Here is a 20,035-nt window from a genome sequence, read left to right on the forward strand (position 1 = left end):
ACCTCCCCCGGTTTCCTACCTTGCCGGAGCACAACCATGCTGCAATCGGTTCAAAGCCAACATTTCCAGGCCTTGCAGGGGCGCATCGGCACCCTGCACCTGCCCGACGGCAGCACCCTGCAAGTCCATATCGGGCAACTTGAGGAAAACCCCTCGGCAAAAATGCGCTACAGCGAACGCATGCCGTTCAGCGTCGAACTGAACAGCGTGGAGCCAACCGAATTCGTCGATGGCCTGTGCGCGCTGGAGCTGCCGGAACTGGGGCGGGTACAGGGCATATTTGTCTCGCGGGTTCCGCCGATGGGGCGGGATCCGCAGTTGGCGTATTTCCACATCACCTTCAACTGAAAATCCTGGATTTCCGCGTGCCGGTTTAATGTGTAACTGCAATTTGGGAAGCGTCTGACATCAATTCTTCGGCGGCCTTGTTAGCGTTGCACGAAACTGGCTCCGGAACGTTCGTTGCGCGCAAGACCAAGGAAGGTCTGCGCGCAATCGTTGCATCGACGTCCGAGAGCCTGTGCCCCGTCACAGGACAAGGAATAAAGGATGTCGACCGCCCATGCCCGCTTCAGCCTCTCGCTCAACGACGTTAAACACGACCTGCAAGTCCTCTCCTTCAGCGGCCACGAATCGATCAGCCAGCCCTACACCTTCGAGGTCGAGCTGGTCAGCGAACGAGCAAATCTGCGCCTTGAAAGCCTCATGCACCAGCAGGCGTTCCTGGCGTTCGACCTCGAAGGCCATGGCATCCACGGCGTGATCAATCGCGTCGCCCGTGGCGACAGCGGCAAACGCCTGACGCGCTACAGCCTGACACTGGTTCCGCGCCTGGCGTATCTGCAGCATCGTTGCAATCAGCGAATATTCCAGCAGATGACCGTGCCACAGATCATCACCCGGATTCTCGCGGACAACGGTATTCAACGTGACCTGCACCGGTTTCATCTCGGTGCCGACTATCCGCCGCGCGAATACTGCGTGCAGACGGAGTCGGATCTGCACTTCATCCAGCGTCTGTGTCAGGAAGAAGGCATTCACTACCACTTCGAGCACAGCCGGGAGAAACACTTGCTGGTGCTGGGCGACGACCAGACGGTCTTCCCCCGTCTGGACCGCCCGACGCCCTACCGCCAGGACAACGGCATGGTTGCCGAAACGCCGGCAATCCAACAATGGCAGGTACGGGTGGAAACCCGCCCGACGGCGACCGTGCGCCGCGATCATGATTTTCGCAAGACGCGCTTTCTGCTGGAGGCGACCCATCGGCCCGACAGCAACACGGCGCGGCCGGCGCTTGAGGATTATCGCTATCCGGGGCGCTTCCGCGACGGCGCACGGGGCAAGCAACTGACCCACCGCGCCCTCGAAAGTCATCGCGCCGACTACTTACAGGGCTGTGGCCACAGCGATCAGCCCAGCCTGGTGTCCGGCCATTTCCTGTCGATCACCGAGCATGCCTGCGAGGAAAACAATGGACTGTGGCTGCTGACCGCAGTCAACCACCGCGGAAAACAATCAGCGGTGCTGGAAGAAACGCTGGGCGAGGCCAGCGCCGGCGCTGCCGACGGCTTCGTTGAAGGCTACCGCAACGACTTTGTCGCCACGCCATGGGACGTGATCTACCGCCCGCCGCAATCATTCGTGAAGCCACGAATCTTCGGTAGCCAGACCGCTGTGGTCAGCGGTCCCGTCAACGAAGAGATTCATTGCGATGCGTATGGTCGGGTCAAGGTCCAGTTCTACTGGGATCGCGAAGGCAACCACGACGACCACAGCAGTTGCTGGCTGCGGCTGGCCTCTAACTGGGCCGGCAACGCCCATGGCAGCGTGATGCTGCCGCGGGTCGGCATGGAAGTGTTGGTCAGCTTTCTTGAGGGCGACCCGGACCACCCGGTCGTCAGCGGCTGCCTGATCAACAGCGCCAACCCCGCCCCCTATGAATTGCCGGAACACAAGACCCGCAGTGTGTTTCGCTCACGCAGTTCACCGGACAACGGCGGCTTCAACGAATTGCACGTGGAAGATCGTGCCGGCCGCGAACTGATTTACCTGCGCGCCCAGCGCGACCTCGAGCACAAGGTGGAAAACGACAGCCGTCTGGACGTCGGCAACGAGCGCCACGAGACCATCAAGGGCAACAGCATCAGCGTGTTGCAGGCCGAAGAACAGCGCACCGTGCACGGCGACCGCAAAACCCGGCTCCACGCCAGCGACCACTTGCACGTCAGCGGTGACAGCCACAGCCGGGTCGATCAGTTGCAGGCGATTGAGGCCGGTCGGCAAATCCACCTCAACGCCGGCGATCATCTGGTACTCAACGCCGGCAAAAGTATCAGCATCACCGTCGGCGGCGAGCACCTGGTGATCGGTCACGGCGGCATTTTCAGCAGCAGTGCCATCCAGGTCGGCGGCAGCCCCAAAGCGGTTGCGCCGGCGCGGGCCGCGATGCCCGATGGCGTCGACGACCTGGCGGCGCCAGCGCCATTGCCCGCCGTGCTGGCGTCCACGCAACGCGCGCTGATGAACGCCAGCCATGCCATGGGCGCGACCTTCTGCCCGCTGTGTGAAGCCTGCCGCGAGGGCATCTGCCAGCCACGGGAGAACGCCGCATGAGCGAAGCCTTTGCGCGCCAGTGGATGACCCGCCAATTCGCTTCAGGGCATGGCCTGTATCTGCTGCTCGACTCACAACCACAGCAACGGGAAATCCGTCAGTGGTTACTGCAAACCAGCGACTTCGAGCACTACCGCATCCTCTACAAGGACACGCCCGTCGCCGAACTGGCGGATAACGGGCCGTTTGTTTTCGCCCTTGAACGGTATGACGACAAACGCATCGCGCCGCTGCTCGCCCGTCCGGAGGACAACTGGGGATGGTTGTTCAGCCTGCCTCAAGCCTGCTTGTCCGCTTGGGTCGAACACTGGCAGCAACGACTGATCATCGGCGCCCGCCCGCATCAGGCGCTGTACCGCTTTCACGACAACCGCGTGCTGAGCCGGACACTGGCGCATCTGCCCTCCGAAGCCATACCGGCCTACCTCGGCCCGACGCTCAGCGTGTGTTACTGGCAGGGCACGCAATGGGAGAGCAGCGACAACCCGACGCCCGGCCGCTACCCAGTGCCGGAGTCCCCGCCGTGGCTGCAAGCACCCGCACCTGCGGAGCAAACCCGCGAGATTCGCCAGCTCAACGCTCACCGTTTCCTGCTGGCCGAACACGAACAGGCCTACGCCGACCTCGCGCGAACACAACCCCCGGAAATCTGGCTGCGTGAACGTCTCGAGCAGGCAGATGAGTGGGGTTGGCAGACACCGCAGCAGCTGGCGTTTCTGCTGATCCACAGCGTGCGAATGCCTGCTCGTGGGGTCGATGCGCAGTGGCAAGTGCGTCCGGGGGAAACACCGCTGGAGCATTTCGAACGGGTGAGCCATTGGGTGAAAACGATGGGTGGAGGCGCAGCGCAGTGAAACGATTTTTTCGACAAGCCGGGTGGGTGGCCTGCATGGGGATGTTGTTCGGTTGTGTGGCGAGTCCGCCCGACAGCTTCACCTTCACGGCAGATCTGCCGCCGGGATTCGCCTATGAAGCCATCGCCAAATACGTGCCCGCCAAAGGAGAAACCTGCACCGTCCCGGACGGACGAAATACTGCGGTTGGCTACAACCTGAAGTGGCGTGAGCACTACGAGCCGGTTTCAGAAATTGCGCTCCACCGGACGGTCAAAGGTTGTCCGTTGGTGATCTGGAAGATTGATATTGAGATTAGGGCTGCATATGGCAAAAGCCGAAGAGACGCCAGTGGTGACAGTGCCGTTATTGCTCTTCGCGATAACTTGGAGGCGAAGTACAAGGGTGTTTTTGACCGATCTGGCGAAAGCACTTTCTTTGGCCAATGCCAATGGCTGTTTCGCACCATTGGCAAGCCACGCATCCTGCGAAAACTCCTCGACTGCAAAAAAACCGATGAGCTTGGCGCGCTCGCACGAGGTCGCCCGTTTGCCGCCTACACCCTCGACCAACTGCCGGGCAAAACCGTGCGGATGAAGATCGATTTGGCGGCGGAAGAGAGGCCTGGTTGGGGAGACACCTGGGTCAAGTTACCCAACGGCTGGAAGCGCTGCATGGGCGAAAACTTTGAAGACCAACATGCTTACTGCAACGGTAATTACACCGATTTCAGCACCTTCCAAATGGTTGATGGCCGTATCTGCACCATCTATCCCGGCTGCACGGAATAAGGAGTGTTCCACATGACGTCACTGGAAAACGAACTGCAATCACCATTGAACGACCGGATGCTGAATTGCCCCACTCAAGGGAACTGGAGCAGTTTTCAGTTGATTGATGAATTCGGAATGGCAGAAGCCTATGCAGGGCTGGCCTACGATGCAGTCGATTCCGAGGGGCAGACTTACAGCGGATACCTGGACGCCGAGGGTTTTGGCCGGGTGACCAATTATTGTGCCGGCCCCATCGCACTTTCATTCGATCGCACTTACGAAGGATCTGATGAACCCTATAAAAGTTTGATCACCAGACCCCACTACCCCCTGAAAATCACCGAACTCCAGGTTCGCGCCGAACAAACCCGTTACCGCAATCCGGACGCCACCCGTAACCGCGAACAACCCGTTCCGGACAGCGACGAATACATCCAGGTAGAGGTGCGCCATCTGGTCCGGCATGTCGCTCATCTGCCGCCCGAGGTCTATCGCCACTACCCCGCCAACAGCGGCCTGTCAGCGATCATGGGCAAGCATGCACAGGTCGGCGTCGCCCTGGCCTCGCGCAAACACTCGGTGCTGGAAGTGCGTGCATTGCGGGCCTTGCGCCCGATGCTGTCGACGGCGCCGGAGTTCTGCGCACTCAACCTTTACCAACTAGCATTGATGGCCACCCTGAGTTACTGCCCTTTTGGCCAGAAACCCGCCACCGCGCCGATCAAGGGACCCTGGGTGACCTTCCCCACACAACCCAGCGTGGGCAACTGGTTCGCCGATGCCCTGGCCAAGTCCGACGAGTTGTGGCGCGTCGACGCCGCGCAAAGCACAGCCTATTACCCCCTGTATGAAGACGTGGCGTACTCCAAAAGGCTGGAAATCGTGCCGTTCGATCCGACGCTGTATGAGGTCAATGATCCGGCTCTGGGTACGGAACAGGAGCACCCCGAGAAAGTCCACTTCCTGGACGACAGGCTGCTCGGGAAAGAAGCGACCGACACCCAGGCGTTCATTACTCACAATGACGAACTGATCCTGATCGCCGTGCGTGGCACCCTTGAAATTATTCCTGACGGATTACGGGATGCTGACGCTCTGCAAGTGCCATTTGAGGAAGGAGACGGACAGGTTCATCGGGGGTTCTATGATGCTGCAAAAAAAGCAGAAGCTTTTGTAGCGAGCTATCTGGACAAATTCTATGCAGGCCAAAAACTAATAATCTGCGGGCACAGTTTGGGCGGAGCGATCACTTTGCTCCTTTCAGAAATGCTTCGGCGCAACCCGGAAGACTACAACATCCAGCTCTACACCTACGGCGCCCCCCGCGCCGGCGACACCGTCTTCATCAAAGCCGCCGCCCCGCTGGTGCATTACCGCATGGTCAACCACAACGACCCGGTGCCCAGCGTGCCGGGCAGCTGGATGAACACCAAGACCGGGGTCTACGGGGCGGGCGCGGCGCTGATGTTTACCAATGTGCCGGTCGGTCTGTCGGTATTCGTCGCGGGCATTACCAACTGGACGGGGGAAGCCTATGCCCACCACGGCACCCTGCATCACGCCATGCCGGTGGAGTTCGGGCGTCAGCAGGTGTCTTCGATCCTGTGGGAGCCGGGCTGCGACACCATCACCCAGCACGCCGCGTGCACCGTCGCGCTGCAGCAGAAAAACGGCCTGCCGGATCGTCCGGGCTTGTTGCGGCAGATCTTCAACGCCGGGCATCACTCGATGGTCGGCGGCTATGTCCCGGCGTGCTGGGCAGCCTTGCGCCGCTGGCAGCAGGCCCATGAAGCGAATCGCACGCGGGTCACCGACCGCGAGTTCGAATGGGTGGACGAGGCGCTGCTGCGCATTACCCGGCAATTACGCGCCGCCCGCAAGGATCTGCTGGCCCGGCCAGCGGCCTACGTGCGCACTCAGGAGCGCACGATCGAGGCGATCAGCCACGAAGTCAGCCGCATCGAGACCACCCATGCGCGCCTGAGCGCTCTGCGGTATAAACGGGTCAGGGCCACGGACGTCTATGGCCTGTTCGCCGCACAGCCGGAGCTGCTCGCCGAAAGCGTGCAACGCTGGCGCGCGCACCCGGAAAACCTCAAGGAAGAACAACTGGCGCAGGCACCGGACAACGCCAGCAACGACGCGCTGCTGACCTCACTTTACGGGCATACGATTGGCGCGCCGCATACACTCGATATCGACTCGATCATCTAACGCAACCTCACCTTCAACTGACTGCACATCCCCCTGTAGGAGCGAGCCTGCTCGCGAAAGCGTCCTGTCAGCCAACAACGATGCTGGATGAATCGTCGTCTTCGCGAGCAGGCTCGTTCCCACAGGGTTTGTGCAGGCCTAGCCCTGCGGATACCAGACCAGCCGCTCCGCCGCAGGATTGCTTTGCTCCACCGCGAAACCCAGGGCCAGGTAATGCCGGCGCGCATGCGGGTTGCTGGTCCAGACCACCGTCGCCACCGGGCAGCGGATCTGTTGCGCAGCTTTCTGCACGCCTTGCAGCACAGCGCGGCCAAAACCCTGGCCGCGGGCCTGCGGGACGAAGGCCAGGTACAGCACGCGAATCTCGTTGGGGCCGAAATCGGTGCTGAGGGCACCGATCGCCGTGCCGAGTTTTTCCACCACGTAGTGCATGGCGTTGGGGTAGTTGTCGCCCATGCCCTGTTCCTGCACCTGGAACTGCTGGGCGACCACTTGCTGCACCTGTTCCGGCTCGCCGTCGATCCACTGCAGATCCGGCCGCGCGGTTTGATACAGGCTTTGTAGAAACGGCCCGTCGGTTGGTCGCGAAGGTCGCACCACCAGTCCTTCTGCCGCCACTGCTGCGTTGTCCGCCATCGTGCTCTCCGTTAGAAACCGCTTTCCCTGACCCCCAGCGCCGCCATCCGGCGCCACGCCACACCGAGCAACGACTCACCGTTGCCCTGCACCACCACCACGCCGCGCAATGGCTGCACCGGCGTCGCTGGCGCATCGACAGCGCTCAGGCGCACGCCGTACTGCGCCTGCACCGGTTCTGCGCGTTGCTGTTGATCGCGACGCACGGCGATCGGCCCGTGGTGATCGGAGGTCAGCGCCTCCTGATCGACATAGGCCACGCCGTTGCTGTCGATTTCGTTGAGTTGCACGGCGAGCGCCGGGTGCATTGGATCGTCTGCAATGAAGCGCCCGCTGGCTCCCGGTTTGACTCGCCACAATTCGGATTCGGCCAGATAACCGCGCAACCGTGTGCCGTCTTCAACCACTCGCGCCAGCGCATCATGGGTCGACAGCCAGCGCCCGGGCGTCAGGTTCGGCAGCAGATCACGCACACGACCGGCATGCGGGGCACGCAACAGCAGACGTTCACGCTGTGCGCTCAGACCGCGATATTGCGCCACCGCTTCGGCCAGTTTCTGCTCGATGATACTGGCGTCGGCGGCGGTTTCGCTGCGGCCGGCCTGACGGCGCATGAGCAATTGCTGGATCTGGATTTCCCGGCGGACGATGACCAGTTTCGAGTCAAGATCCGGGGATTCGAGCTCGATCAGCACGTCGCCCTGGGCGACCGTTTGCCCATCTGCAACCTTTACCGATTTCACCCGCGCCGACGCCGGTGCGTGCAGGGCACTGGCGCGCCCAGCCTCGAGCATCGTCGGCAATTCCACCGAACTGCGCCACGGCACAATCAGCACCAGCAACAGCCCGAGCACCGCGAGACTGCTGAGCAGCACCCGTGGACCGTGTGCCTGTTCGCGGCGGCTCCACCACTGGCGCCACTCACTCATGATCGGCAAGAAGATGAACCACACCAGTTCCACCAGCATCAGGAAGATCCCCAACACCTTGAAGAACAGGTGATAGACCGCCAGCGCGATCCCGAAAAACAACGCCGCACGCCACAGCCACGAGCCATACCCCCAGATCAGCAAACGCCGTTGCATCTTCGGCGACCATGGCTCCGGCGCCGGCGCGCCATAACCGAACAAAAATTCGCGCAAACGCCAGCGACATAAGGCAAAGGCCCGGCCCTGAAGGTTGTCGACTTCCCACAGGTCACTGAGCAGAAAATAGCCATCAAAGCGCATGAACGGATTGAGATTGACCACCAGCGTGGTGATCCACGTGGCGCTGGCGAGCATGAACGCCGCCGTGCGTCCCGGGCCGTCGGGCAACAGCGACCAGGCCAGCAGCGCGATACACGCCAGCAGCAGTTCCGCGAGCACCCCGCCAGCGCCGATCAGCAAGCGCGCGCGACGGTCATTGACCCGCCAGGCATCACTGACATCGGTGTAAAACATCGGCAGCAGCACCATGAACGCCACGCCCATGCTCTGCACCCGACACCCGGCGCGCTTGGCCATGAACGCATGGCCGAATTCGTGGCACAGCTTGGCGAAGAACAAGGCCACGCCAAACGCCAATGCACCGCCGAGGCTGAACAGGTGCGGGAAGGTGCCGACAAAACGCTGCCAGTCCCGCGACACCAGAAACACCCCAAGGCCGAGGGTCGCCGGCAAACCGTAGCGCAACAAACGCGGACCGAAGCGCTCCAGCCACGGCCAGGCACGGTTGAGAAACGCATCGGGGCGCCACAGCGGAATGCGGAAGAACAGGTATTGATGCAGCAGGACTTGCCACAGGCTCTGCTTCTGCGCCAGAGCCTTGAGCCGGTAGCTGGCGCGCTGCTGATCATCCATGGCGCTGATCAAGTCGTGCCCACGGAGAAACCCCAGCAACTGCTCAAGCTCATCGCCGTCCAGCGGCAGGCCCGGCTCGCGATTGGCGGCGCGCAAGACTTGCTCGGCGTCGCCCAGCGACCAGTGCCGCAACAGACGCATCGCCGCCGTACCGAGCTTGAAATAGCGACCGCGCACCGGATCGGCGAGGGTCCAGCGCGGTGAACCGTCCAGGGCCGGCGCCGCGGGCGACAGTTGCAGATCGGCACGCAGGCTCGGCAGGTTCATTTACAGGCCCACGCTCTGGCGCAATCCGGCCAGGGGTCGGCGCAACAGATACAGGGCCAGCGGCGCACGATCGCCAAAGATTTTTGCCGTGCCGCGCAGGCCGATGCGCGGTGGCGCGTCAGCGAAACTGGCGTCGAGCCGATACGCCAGTTGCCCGCCCGCTGTCGGCTGCGCCTCGTAGGCCGAGCGCTCCAGCGTGGCGAGATGGCGCTTGAGCGGATCGCTGTCGAGAAACAGTGAGACTTCAGCACCCGGCGCCAGCGCAATCGCATCACCCACTGCCAGTTCGATACGCAGTTCAGCCTGATTCGGGTCGGCGATTTCCATCAGCCGTTCACCGGTCTGCACCGGCTTGCCGGTCAGGCGCTCGGCATCGGCGAACACCGCAATCCCGTCGCGTTCGGCACGCACTTCGCTGCGCGCCAGTAACTCGCGGGCGTAATCGCGCTCGGCACGTTTTTGCTCGGCACGGGCGGCGAGCAAATCGACCTTGGCGCTGGACTCGGCATCGGCAAACGAACGTTGTGAATTGGATTTCAACTCCGCTTCGGCCACGCCCAAGGCGCGCTCGGCGACATCGGCCTGGGCCTTGAGCGTGGTGCTTTCAAAACGCAGCAGCACGTCGCCGGTTTTCACCGCCTGATTGGGTTTGACCAGAAACTCGGCAATCACCCCATCCAGCGGCGCCGCCACCACACGGCCGCCCAGCGGCACCACTTCGGCCGGGGCCAGCACCGATTGACGCACCGGGATCAGCAAACCGAGCAGCAGCACCGCGAGCAGCGCCACCTGACGCTTGCGCGTCCAGCGCAGGCGCCACGGCTTGCGCGGTTGCAACGCCAGCCAGGCATGACTGTAGGTGTCGCCGAGTTGCGACAGCAGGACTTGTTCGGAAGGATTCCACGGCACATCGCGGGCCAGCCACAACCCGCCGAACACTTGTCCGTCGCGATCAATCAGCGGCAACCAGAACACTTGCGCGGCGGACAGGCTGCGCCAGTCAGCCTGAATGCTGTCGTTGAGCAGTTCAGGAGCAATCACCCGCGCCTGCTTCAGAACATCCTGTTTGAACAACTGCGCCACGGCCTGCTCGACAAATGCCACGAACGGCGCATTCGGCTCGACGGCGCTGACGCCGGTCACGGCCTGCACTTTGCCGGCGATCAACAGTGCCGCATGACGGAAGCCGAACAGCAACTGACCGTCATTGACCAGGCTGTAGGCCAGTTGCGAGGTATCGTGAGCGGCGCGGGTCTGGCGTTCGAGGTCGAGAAAGCGGGCGAACACCTGTTCGGCGCCGCCGCTCACCGGGGCGTTCACTTCAGCTCCGGGAAACGTGCGGTGCCGCTCATGCCGGCCAACAAGCCTTTCGCTTCCGGCAGTGTTGCTACCAGCAACAGTGTTTGACTGCCTTCGTCGATACGCGCGCCAAGGCGTTTGACCGTGGCAGCGATCGGCTGCCCGGTTTCATCGGGCACGAAACTGAAGGTCTGGCCGGGCTTGAGCTTCGCCATCCAGCGCGACGGCACCAGCAAATGAATTTCGAGGGTGCGGTTATCCACCACATCGAGCAGCGGCGCGCCGGCCGACACGCTCTCAAAGCGCTGCACCTTGCGCTCGACCACCTGCCCGTCGAACGGCGCGATCACGCTGCAGCGTTTGACCTGCACCTGATACACCTGGGATTGCGCCTGGGTCTCGCTGACCTTGGCCTCGGCCCGCGCCACTTCGAAACGCCCGACGGAATTGAGTGCGGCCAGTTGCCTGTTATGCGCCAGTTCTTCACCGGCACCACGGCTGGCCGCCTGCGCCGCATTGAGTTGCGCCTGATAGGCCGAGCAATCGAAACGTGCCAGCGTGTCGCCCTTTTTGAACGACTCACCCTCGCTGAACGGCAACTCGACAATCCGCCCGGACAATTCGCTGGCCAGCACGGCCTGATCCCGTGCGCGCAACACACCGCGCGCCTCACTGCCGGAAGCCTGCGCAGGCGCTCCGTTATCCAGCAGCGGATCGTCTGCACCGGGCGTTTGCGCCTGAACTGCACACGCCACCAAGGTCAATCCCACAACCCAACCACGAAAACGCCGCATAACCGCTACTCCCTGTCGGATGTGCGGAGTCTACGACAGCAGAGGTTAGCGTCAAGCAAAAGGCCAGCATTGCTCTGAAATGTGATGCTGCAAAAGAGCAGACCGGTTCGAATTTGTTTAAACGCCGCAGGCTCGCGCTATTGTCCTGCGAAACGTACAGACGCTTTCGCTCGCGCAGAAAAGAAAGGGACGGTAGACAAAAGCTCTCCAAGAATAAGGTGCGGCGTATTCTCCATCAGTTCCCGCTTCGCGTCCCCACCCCTGAAAAACCTGCGATCAAGCCGGATTATTGGTAGCGACTGCTGCCGGATACACCGACTCCCATCCCCCACCCAGCGCCTTGTACAACCCGACCATGGCCAGCGAAACGCCGGTCGAACTCTCGACCCACTGCTCCTGCGTCGCCAGCAACGCGCTCTGGACGGTGAGGACATTGACGAAATCGACCACGCCTTCGACGTATTGCTGTTGCGCGGTGCGCAGGGCGATCTGGTTCTGGCGTACGGCTTCGGCGAGGCTGTCGCGGCGGCGTTGGCTGGCGTTGTAAGCCGTGAGTTGATCGTCGATTTCATGCCAGGCACGCAGCACGGTTTGCTGGTAGGCGATGGCCGCTTCCTGTTGTTGGGCTTCGCGCAGTTGCAGCATGCCGCGCAGGCGCCCGCCGTCGAACAGCGGCAGGCTGAACTGCGGGCCGATGCCGAACGCGCGTGAGCCCCAGGAGCCGAAATCACTCAGCTGCATGGCTTGCGAGCCGACGTTGCCGGACAGGGTGATACGCGGATAGAAATCGCCCTTGGCCACGCCGATGTTGGCGGTGGCCGCGTGCAGGCGCGCTTCGGCCTGGCGGATGTCCGGGCGACGCTCGGCAAGCTGTGAAGGCAGGCCGATGGCGACTTGCTGCGGCGACTGCGGCACGGCGGCGTCTGTGGATAACGCCTTGGCCAAGGCTTGTGGCGGTTCGCCGATCAACAGGCTGATCGCATTGATCAGTTGCGACTGGCGCTGTTCAAGCGCGGGCAGACGCGACTCGATGGCCGCGACTTGCGCGGCGGCTTCGGCGACGTCCAGATCGGTCGCCACACCATCGTTCAGGCGCAGTTGCGAGAGTTTCAGGCTGTGCCGGGCGACATCGAGGTTCTGCTCGGTGACCGCGCGAGTGTTCTGCACGCCGCGCAGCTGGATGTAGTTCTGCGCGGTGTCGGCAAGGACCGCCAGCAACACACCGCGACGGTCGTTTTCGGCGACTTCGAGACTGGCGTCGGCGGCTTCGGTTTCGCGGCGCACGCGGCCCCAGACATCCAGTTCCCAGGCGGCGGAGAAACCGGCGTCCCACAGGTTGAAAGCGGAATCGCCGTTGTGCCCGGACGGATCACTCAAGCCTGCGCCGCTGTTGCGTTTGCGTGCGTAACTGCCGGTGGCGGCGGAGTTCGGATAGCGATCCGCAGTGATCACCTGGCGGGCAGCGCGGCTTTGTTGCAAGCGACTGCTGGCCAGTTGCAGGTCGAGGTTGCTCTTCATCGCCCGCTGCGTGAGGGCCGAGAGCTGCGCATCATGGAAAACGTCCCACCAGCGTTCGGTCAGCGCTTCACTGACTGCCTGGCTGGGGGCGGATCTGGCGGGTTTGGCCCAGTCGGCGATTTGTGTGGCTTCGGGCTTGTGGAAGTCCGGGCCGACGGTGCACGCGCTGAGGCTTACTGTGAGCAAGACACTCAAGCCGAGCTGCTGGCAAGCCTGCTCCCACGGAGATCTCTGTTTGAAGCGAGGATCCTGGACAGCCTGCACAATCCCTGTGGGAGCTGGCTTGCCAGCGATGGCGCCAGCCGATTCAACAAAATTCATCGCTGAGTCACCTCGCGCTCCGCCGGCGCCGAACTGCGTGTATCAATGCTCGCCTCCACCGACATCCCCACCCGCAAGCGCTCGGCCAATGGCTGGCCCGGTTCCAGCAGGATTTTCACTGGAATCCGCTGCACGACCTTGGTGAAGTTACCCGTGGCGTTGTCCGGTTTAACCGCCGCAAAGGTCACGCCGGTGGCCGGCGCGATGCTCTCGACGCGTCCATTCAGCGCTTCGCCGCCAAGACTGTCGACGCGCACCTGCACGTCCTGCCCGGGCTGCACGTCGGTCAGTTGGGTTTCCTGAAAGTTGGCGACCACATACGCCTGCTTCAACGGCACCACTGCCAGCAACTTGCTGCCCGGCGTCACATAGGCGCCAACGCGCACCGCGCGCTCCCCGACCATGCCGTCCTGCGGGGCGGTGATGCGCGTGTAGGAGAGTTCGAAACTGGCAATTTCCAGCGCTGCCTGCGCATGTTTCAAACTGCCTTCGGCGGCATCGCGCTGCGCCGTCAGAATCTCCACCTGCTTGCGCTCGGCGGCCAGTTTCGCGCTGGCGGTATCGAGCCGTGCGCTCGCCTGATCAATACGCGTACGCGCCTGTTGCGCGTTCTGCACCGTGCCGGCGCCGACACCGGCCAGGTGGTTGTAGCGATTGAGTTCCTGCTGCGCGAAAGCCATTTGCGCCTTGGCCGAGACCACCGAGGCCTGGGCCTGGGCGATCACCGAGGTCTGCCGTTCCAGCGTCGCCCTGGCGTTTTGCAATTGGGCGCGGGCGACCAGGGTCTGCGCGTCGGCGGCCTCGGCGGCGGCGCGCAAATCACGGTCATCGATCAACGCCAGCAACTGCCCGGCCTTGACCTGCTGGTTGTCTTCCACCAGCACGTCCTTGATGAACCCGGCCACGCGCGGCACCACCAGGGTGTAGTCGGCAGAGACGAACGCATCATTGGTGTTCTGCTGAGTACGTTTGCCGAACAGGCCTGGCATCGCCAGATACATCAGCACGCCGACCGCCAGTGCGGCAGCCACGGCCACCGCGAGTTTCTGTTTTGCTTGAGTCGTCATAAAAACCTTCTGTTTCAGTACAGCCGTCAGGTCGGTGCGCGCGGTGGGAAGATCCGCGTCGGCAGCCAGAAAATCAGCAGGATCAGCGCCACTGCGACGCCCGCCATGCACACATAGAGGTCGGACGAAGTCAGCACCACGGCCTGTTCGTGCAGGCGATGGGCGAGCCCCGGATCGCTGCGATCAGCCAGAGGCGAATTGCCAAGGTTGTCGATCAACATGGTCGAGTGGAAATGCAGGCGCGCCGTGGTCAGCGCTTCGATCACACCGGTGGCGACCACCGCCGCCAGGCCCTTCACCGTGTTGAACCACGCGGAGGCGAACGGCCCGTCCTGCGGCTGGATGCTGCCGGTGGACAACATCAACAGCGGCAGCACCGACATCGGCTGACCGAAGATCTGCAGCCATTGCAGGAGGTAGAAATTGTCGCGAATCCACTCCGAGGTCAGCAGCGAGCCGCCCAGGCAGGACAGCGTCAACAGGCTCAAGCCGATGCCAAGCACCCAGCGACAATCGACCCAGCGCAGGTTGCACAGCGCCGCCACCAGCGGCAGCGCGAGCAACTGCGGCAAAGCGGCGATCAGCATGATCGGCGCGGTCTGCACCGGGCGATAACCTTGTACCTGCGCCAGATAGCTCGACGGAATCAACACCACGGCCTGCAACACCACCAGCACCCCGGCGAGGGTCATCAGTGCGAACGACAGGTTGCGGATGCCGAGCATCTGCAGCTTGAAAAACGGAATCGGCTGCGACCACTCGTTGATCAGAAACGCCACCAGCAACAGCGAGCCGGCGCCGAGCAAACCGCAGATCAGGTCCGACTCGAACCAGTCCAGCCGGTTGCCCTGGAGCAAGCCGATCACCAGCATGCAGATCGCCGGAAAACCTAGCAGCAGGCCCTTCCAGTTGAACGTCTTAAGGCGCTCCAGGCGCAGCGGGTCCTGCGGAATGCCCCAAGCGATCATGGCCATGGCAATCAGGCACGGCACGATGATTTGCCAGAACGTCCATTGCCAGCCGACGTATTCACTCCATAAGCCGGCCAGCGGCGTGCCGAGGCCCGGGCCGAATGTCGCCGTGAGCGCGTAGCCGGCCAGGCCATACAGTTTGAAATTGGCCGGCAAAAAGCGCAGGGCCACGGTCATCAGCATCGGCGGCAACGCGCCACCGGCCAGCCCTTGCAAGGTGCGCATCAACAACAGGCTTTCGTAGTCGGGGGCGAACGGGCACAGCAAGCCGAGCAACGTGAACAGACTGATCGCGCCGAGGGTGAAACGGCGCAGCGAAAAGGTCACCGAGCACCACGGTGCAAACGCCATCGCCGCCACCGAGGTCGCGGCGTAGCAGGCGACCAGCCAGGTGCCTTCGTCGTAGCCGATGTTCAGCGCGCCCCGGATATCAGCGAGCGCGACTTTGGTCACCATCTCGTTAAGACCCGAGACCAGCACCGCCAGCAGCACACCGACCAGACCGGTGATGATCCGCGCGCCGAACAGCGGGGGCGTGGCCGCCGTCGCCGGACTGGCCGCAGCGATGGGCGCCGGAGCCGTCAGGGAAGTCATGAATGCACACTCCGGAGGGAAAAATACCGGAGCATCTTAGTCGGGCTTACTACTGACGAAAATTGACTTATTGGCAGGATATAAGTGCGTCAGACACAACTATTTCGCTGTAGGCGTGAGCCTGCTCGCGATGGCGCCGTTTCGGTCGATATTTTCGCCGACTGATACACCGCTGTCGCGAGCAGGCTCACGCCTACAGGGTTTGTGTGGTTTTCGGAATCAGGGCTGGGCGGCCAGCCAGGTTTCGTCGCAACAGGCCTTGAGCGTCTCGCGCAGCCAGCGGTGCGCCGGGTCCTTGTCGAAGCGCGGGTGCCAGGCCTGGGTCAGCATCAGCGTCGGCAACGGGATTGGCAGGTCGAATGAGCGCAGCTTCAGACCCAGTCGGCGCACACTCAGCAGCGCTTCCTTGGGCACCGGCAGGATCAGGTCGGAATCAGGCAAGGCAAACATCGCCGCATGGAAGCTCGGCGCGATCACCGCCACCCGCCGCTCCAGCCCCAAGGCGTTCAGCGCGGTATCAATCGGGCCACGGGCAATGCCACGACGCGACATGCTGATGTGGGAGAAACCGGCATACCGCTCGGCGGTGATTTCGCCGTCGAGCAAAGGATGGTCCTCACGCACCAGACCGACAAAATGCGTGGAGAACAGGTTTTGCACTTTGACTTCCGGGGTCACCGGCCGGGTATTGCTGACACTCAGGTCGATCCGCCCTTCGCGCAACGCTTCATCGTCGCCGTCGCCTTCCGGGACAAAGCGTAATTCGCAATGCGGGGCCTGCTGGTCGAGGGTGTCGAACAGTTTTCCACCGTACACACCGACGAAAAAGTCGTTGGCGCGGATGCTGAAGCGGCGGCGCAGAGTGCCCAGTTCGACGGCGTCTGCCGAGCGGAACAACAGCGCGGCGTGTTCGACCACATCGCGCACCTGCTCGCGTAATTCCAGGGCTTTGGGTGTGGGCACCAGGCCACGGCCGGCGCGCACCAGGATCGGATCGCCGATGGCTTCGCGGATGCGCGTCAGCGTGCGGCTCATGGCCGCCGGGCTGAGGTTCATCCGCCGCGCAGCACCGACCACGCTGCCCTCGTCGAGCAAGGCGTCGAGGGCGACCAGCAGGTTCATGTCCGGTAATTGCATACAGAGCACTCGTGGCTGATCAGGATTGATCTGCGCGCAATGCTAGCAAACATCTTTTAAGTAAGGAGGCGCCCGACAGGACGCCATCGCTGGCAAGCCAGCTCCCACATTGATTCAGGGAGCTCACAAAGTCTACGGCCACCGCAAAACCTGTGGGAGCTGGCTTGCCAGCGATGGGGCCAGCCGCAACGCCACAGAATTACCGCTGCATCCCCCACCGCTTAACGGTCACCCGCTCCAGCGTATCGAAAACCAGATTCTCAACGAGCAACCCGATCAAAATCACCACCGCCAACCCGGCAAACACCTTGTCGGTATACAGCTCATTGCGATTCTGAAAGATGTACCAACCCAGCCCGCCCTTGCCACTGGTCGCACCAAACACCAGTTCTGCCGCGATCAATGTGCGCCAGGCAAACGCCCAGCCAATTTTCAGCCCGGCAAGAATCGACGGCAGCGCCGCCGGGATCAGGATGAACAGCACCAGCCGCAAACCCTTCAAACCGTAATTGCGCCCGGCCATGCGCAGAGTTTCCGAAACGCCGAGAAACCCGGCATAGGTGTTCAGTGCCAGCGCCCACAGCACCGAATGCACCAGCACGAAGATCAGGCTGTTCTGCCCCAGGCCAAACCACAGCAGCGCCAATGGCAATAAGGCAATCGCGGGCAACGGATTGAACATCGAGGTCATCGTGCTCAGCAGATCACGGCCCAACTGCGTCGATACCGCCAATGTGGTCAGGGCAAATGCCAGCACGATGCCGATCAGATAACCCTTGAGCAACACCACCAGCGATATCCACACCTTGGCCAGCAACTCGCCACTGAGCAGGCCGTCGAACAGCGCATGGCTGGTTTGCAGGAAACTCGGCAGCATCAGGTCATTGTTCTGAATCCGCGCGACCACTTCCCACACGACAGCGAGCACAATCAGGATCAGGCCTTTACGCAGCCAGCCCTGTTGCCACAGCTGCGTGCCGAGGGACAACTCGCGCTCGACCGGCACTTCGGTCAGCGGCTCCAACTTGATTTCGAATTCTTCACGCACGGATGATGAATGGCTCATCGGGTAGTCCTCCTGGCCGCTCAATAAGCGATGCGAATGTCGTTGAAGTCGTGGTCACGCTCGGTTTCCGGCGACTGGCCTTCATCGAACAGCAAGCGATGAATGCGCCGCGCCGATTCCTGAAACGCCACGCCGCCGAGGCTTTGCAGATCGTATTGATGGCTGTGCACTTCAGCGCGCACCCGCCCCGGGTGGGGTGACAGCAGCAGGATGCGATTGCCGACCACCAGTGCCTCTTCGATCGAGTGCGTGACGAACAGCAAGGTGAAGCGCACTTCTTCCCAGAGCAGCAGCAATTCTTCCTGCATCTTGCGCCGGGTCAGTGCATCCAGCGCGGCGAACGGCTCGTCCATCAAGAGGATTTTCGGCTGCATCGCCAGCGCCCGGGCAATCGCCACCCGCGCCTTCATGCCGCCGGACAACGTGTGTGGATAAGCATCGGCGAACGCCGCCAGGCCAACTTTTTCCAAATAGTGCAGCGCGCGTTCTTCGGCTTCTTTCTTCTTCAGAGTGCGCGACGCGAGGAGCGGGAACATCACGTTCTGTTTGACGGTTTTCCACGGTGGCAGCTGATCGAATTCCTGAAACACCACAATCCGGTCTGGGCCCGGTGCGTCGACGCGCTGGCCTTGCAGGCGGATCTCGCCTTCGCACGGTTGAATGAACCCGGCCACCGCTTTGAGCAGGGTCGATTTGCCGCAACCGGACGGGCCGAGCAGCACGTAGCGATCGGCCGGGTCGATTTCAAAACTGACCTGGTGAGTGGCGCGCACCACGCGTTGCGGCGTGCGGTATTCGAGGCTGACATGATCGACCGCCAGCAGCGCTTCGCTGCGAGCGATCGGGTTGCTGGCCGCGTGGCCTTGCAAGGGAGCGTTCATTATTTGATCAATCTCCGGCGAATCAGAAAGGCGCGTCGCCCTGAATGGTCGTGCGATACAGCTTGCGGCGCAGATGCGCAGGGCATCCGGCGGCGAGGTGGATCAGCGAACGGTTGTCCCAGAACACCATGTCGTGGGGCTGCCACTGGTGGCGGTAGATGTTTTGCGGCAGCACGCTGTGGGCATAGAGCTCGGCGAGCAGCTGTTTGCTCTCGTCTTCCGGCAAACCGACGATGCGCGTGGTGAAACCTTCGCTGACAAACAACGCCTTGCGGCCATTTTCCGGGTGGGTACGGACGATCGGGTGCACGACTTCGGCGACCTGGGCCAGTTGCTCCGGGGTCAGCGTCGGACGCCAGTTACCTTCGAATTTGGTCTCGCTGTAGCGCGCCGTGTAGGAGTGCGCGGCCGAGCGACCTGCGACCGCTTTGCGCAGCGCTTCAGGCAGGTGGTCCCAGGCTTTGTGCATGTCGGCGAACAAGGTGTCGCCGCCCTCGGACGGCAGTTCTTGCGCGTGCAGCATCGAGCCAAGGCTCGGCAGCTCTTTATAGGAAAGGTCGGAGTGCCAGAACTTGCCGGCATCGCCGAGGCCGATGTTCTGGCCGTTTTCGACGATGTTGGAAACGATGAGGATTTCCGGGTGATCCGCCAGCAGGAACTGCTTGAGCACGTGGATCTGCAACACGCCGAAACGGCGGCTGAAGTCGATCTGCTGTTGCGGGGTGATGCGCTGGTCGCGGAACACCACAACGTGGTGATCCAGATGCGCGCGGTGAATGCGGGCGAAGTCCTGGTCGTTGACCGGGCGGGTCAGGTCCAGGCCGATGATTTCGGCACCGACGGCACCGCTGAACGGACGAATCTCGAAGGTTTGCGGCGCGGCAGTCGCGGCGCTTGGGGTGGCAGTAGCTGCGGACATCTTTCAATCTCCCACGCACGACGCGCTCACGGGCGCGCTCGTCGATCAGACACTCACGCTGGATTGCGTGTTGGTTCAGGTCGTGCGGCGCGCCGATTGGTCGGCAGGTACGCAGGGGGATGACTTTAAAGCTATAAGAAGTGGAAATTAAATACCGTTAATGAATAACGATATGGCGGATGGTGAGGAATGGACTGGATGGTGAGTGACGATTAGTGTCACTTTTGGGCGTAATGCGGCGATTTATCGGACGCCATCGCTGGCAAGCCAGCTCCCACAGGTTCTGAT

General features: G+C 62.3%; 16 protein-coding genes. 5 read left to right on the forward strand and 11 right to left on the reverse strand.

The features are described from left to right. Nucleotides 1–36: 36 nt before the first annotated feature. From PseuLF5_RS20425 to PseuLF5_RS20445, 5 genes are all read left to right on the forward strand, one after another. Nucleotides 37–348, forward strand: a complete 312-nt coding sequence (locus PseuLF5_RS20425) for a DUF6916 family protein (protein ID WP_340134578.1) — start codon at nucleotides 37–39, stop codon at nucleotides 346–348. Nucleotides 349–549: 201 nt separating this feature from the next. Further along, a complete protein-coding gene (locus PseuLF5_RS20430; RefSeq protein ID WP_340134580.1) occupies nucleotides 550–2,616 on the forward strand; it encodes a type VI secretion system Vgr family protein in 2,067 nt (688 codons plus the stop codon). Beyond that, a complete protein-coding gene (locus PseuLF5_RS20435; RefSeq protein WP_340134582.1) occupies nucleotides 2,613–3,470 on the forward strand; it encodes a DUF4123 domain-containing protein in 858 nt (285 codons plus the stop codon). The genes PseuLF5_RS20430 and PseuLF5_RS20435 overlap by 4 nt, the downstream gene beginning before the upstream one ends. Nucleotides 3,471–3,505: 35 nt before the next feature. Beyond that, the gene (locus tag PseuLF5_RS20440; protein ID WP_340134584.1) at nucleotides 3,506–4,240 is read left to right on the forward strand and encodes a hypothetical protein; all 735 of its coding nucleotides are present in this window, start codon (nucleotides 3,506–3,508) and stop codon (nucleotides 4,238–4,240) included. A gap of 12 nt (nucleotides 4,241–4,252) precedes the next feature. Next, entirely contained in the window at nucleotides 4,253–6,436 is a 2,184-nt protein-coding gene (locus tag PseuLF5_RS20445) for a lipase family protein (protein ID WP_340134586.1), read from the forward strand. A gap of 138 nt (nucleotides 6,437–6,574) precedes the next feature. Here PseuLF5_RS20445 and PseuLF5_RS20450 read toward each other — a convergent pair whose 3' ends face one another. From PseuLF5_RS20450 to PseuLF5_RS20500, 11 genes are all read right to left on the reverse strand, one after another. Then, nucleotides 6,575–7,072, reverse strand: coding sequence for a GNAT family N-acetyltransferase (locus PseuLF5_RS20450; protein WP_123470361.1), 498 nt, complete (start codon nucleotides 7,070–7,072; stop codon nucleotides 6,575–6,577). A gap of 11 nt (nucleotides 7,073–7,083) precedes the next feature. Next, entirely contained in the window at nucleotides 7,084–9,180 is a 2,097-nt protein-coding gene (locus tag PseuLF5_RS20455) for an efflux RND transporter periplasmic adaptor subunit (protein WP_186748083.1), read from the reverse strand. Next, nucleotides 9,181–10,500: an efflux RND transporter periplasmic adaptor subunit gene (locus PseuLF5_RS20460; protein WP_340134589.1), complete on the reverse strand. Its 1,320-nt coding sequence runs from the start codon at nucleotides 10,498–10,500 to the stop codon at nucleotides 9,181–9,183. Beyond that, nucleotides 10,497–11,273, reverse strand: a complete 777-nt coding sequence (locus tag PseuLF5_RS20465) for an efflux RND transporter periplasmic adaptor subunit (protein ID WP_123470355.1) — start codon at nucleotides 11,271–11,273, stop codon at nucleotides 10,497–10,499. Before PseuLF5_RS20465 ends, PseuLF5_RS20460 begins: the two co-directional genes overlap by 4 nt. A gap of 276 nt (nucleotides 11,274–11,549) precedes the next feature. After that, the gene (locus PseuLF5_RS20470) at nucleotides 11,550–13,112 is read right to left on the reverse strand and encodes an efflux transporter outer membrane subunit (RefSeq protein WP_340134591.1); all 1,563 of its coding nucleotides are present in this window, start codon (nucleotides 13,110–13,112) and stop codon (nucleotides 11,550–11,552) included. After that, the gene (locus PseuLF5_RS20475) at nucleotides 13,109–14,179 is read right to left on the reverse strand and encodes an HlyD family secretion protein (RefSeq protein ID WP_222833937.1); all 1,071 of its coding nucleotides are present in this window, start codon (nucleotides 14,177–14,179) and stop codon (nucleotides 13,109–13,111) included. The genes PseuLF5_RS20470 and PseuLF5_RS20475 overlap by 4 nt, the downstream gene beginning before the upstream one ends. Before the next feature lie 26 nt (nucleotides 14,180–14,205). After that, nucleotides 14,206–15,744 carry an MFS transporter gene (locus tag PseuLF5_RS20480; protein WP_340134593.1) on the reverse strand — a complete coding sequence of 513 codons (1,539 nt, stop codon included), beginning with the start codon at nucleotides 15,742–15,744 and terminating at the stop codon, nucleotides 14,206–14,208. A gap of 219 nt (nucleotides 15,745–15,963) precedes the next feature. Then, entirely contained in the window at nucleotides 15,964–16,881 is a 918-nt protein-coding gene (locus PseuLF5_RS20485; protein WP_186748078.1) for a LysR family transcriptional regulator, read from the reverse strand. 199 nt (nucleotides 16,882–17,080) lie between these two features. After that, on the reverse strand, nucleotides 17,081–17,947 hold the full coding sequence (locus PseuLF5_RS20490; protein WP_128615455.1) for an ABC transporter permease: 867 nt from the start codon (nucleotides 17,945–17,947) through the stop codon (nucleotides 17,081–17,083). Nucleotides 17,948–17,967: 20 nt separating this feature from the next. Continuing rightward, nucleotides 17,968–18,828 carry an ABC transporter ATP-binding protein gene (locus PseuLF5_RS20495; RefSeq protein ID WP_340134596.1) on the reverse strand — a complete coding sequence of 287 codons (861 nt, stop codon included), beginning with the start codon at nucleotides 18,826–18,828 and terminating at the stop codon, nucleotides 17,968–17,970. A 22-nt stretch (nucleotides 18,829–18,850) separates the two neighbouring features. Continuing rightward, nucleotides 18,851–19,747 carry a TauD/TfdA dioxygenase family protein gene (locus PseuLF5_RS20500; protein WP_123470344.1) on the reverse strand — a complete coding sequence of 299 codons (897 nt, stop codon included), beginning with the start codon at nucleotides 19,745–19,747 and terminating at the stop codon, nucleotides 18,851–18,853. Nucleotides 19,748–20,035: the final 288 nt, after the last annotated feature.

Origin of the sequence: Pseudomonas sp. LF-5, from assembly GCF_037626295.1 — a bacterium.
Taxonomy (GTDB): Bacteria; Pseudomonadota; Gammaproteobacteria; order Pseudomonadales; family Pseudomonadaceae; genus Aquipseudomonas; species Aquipseudomonas monsensis.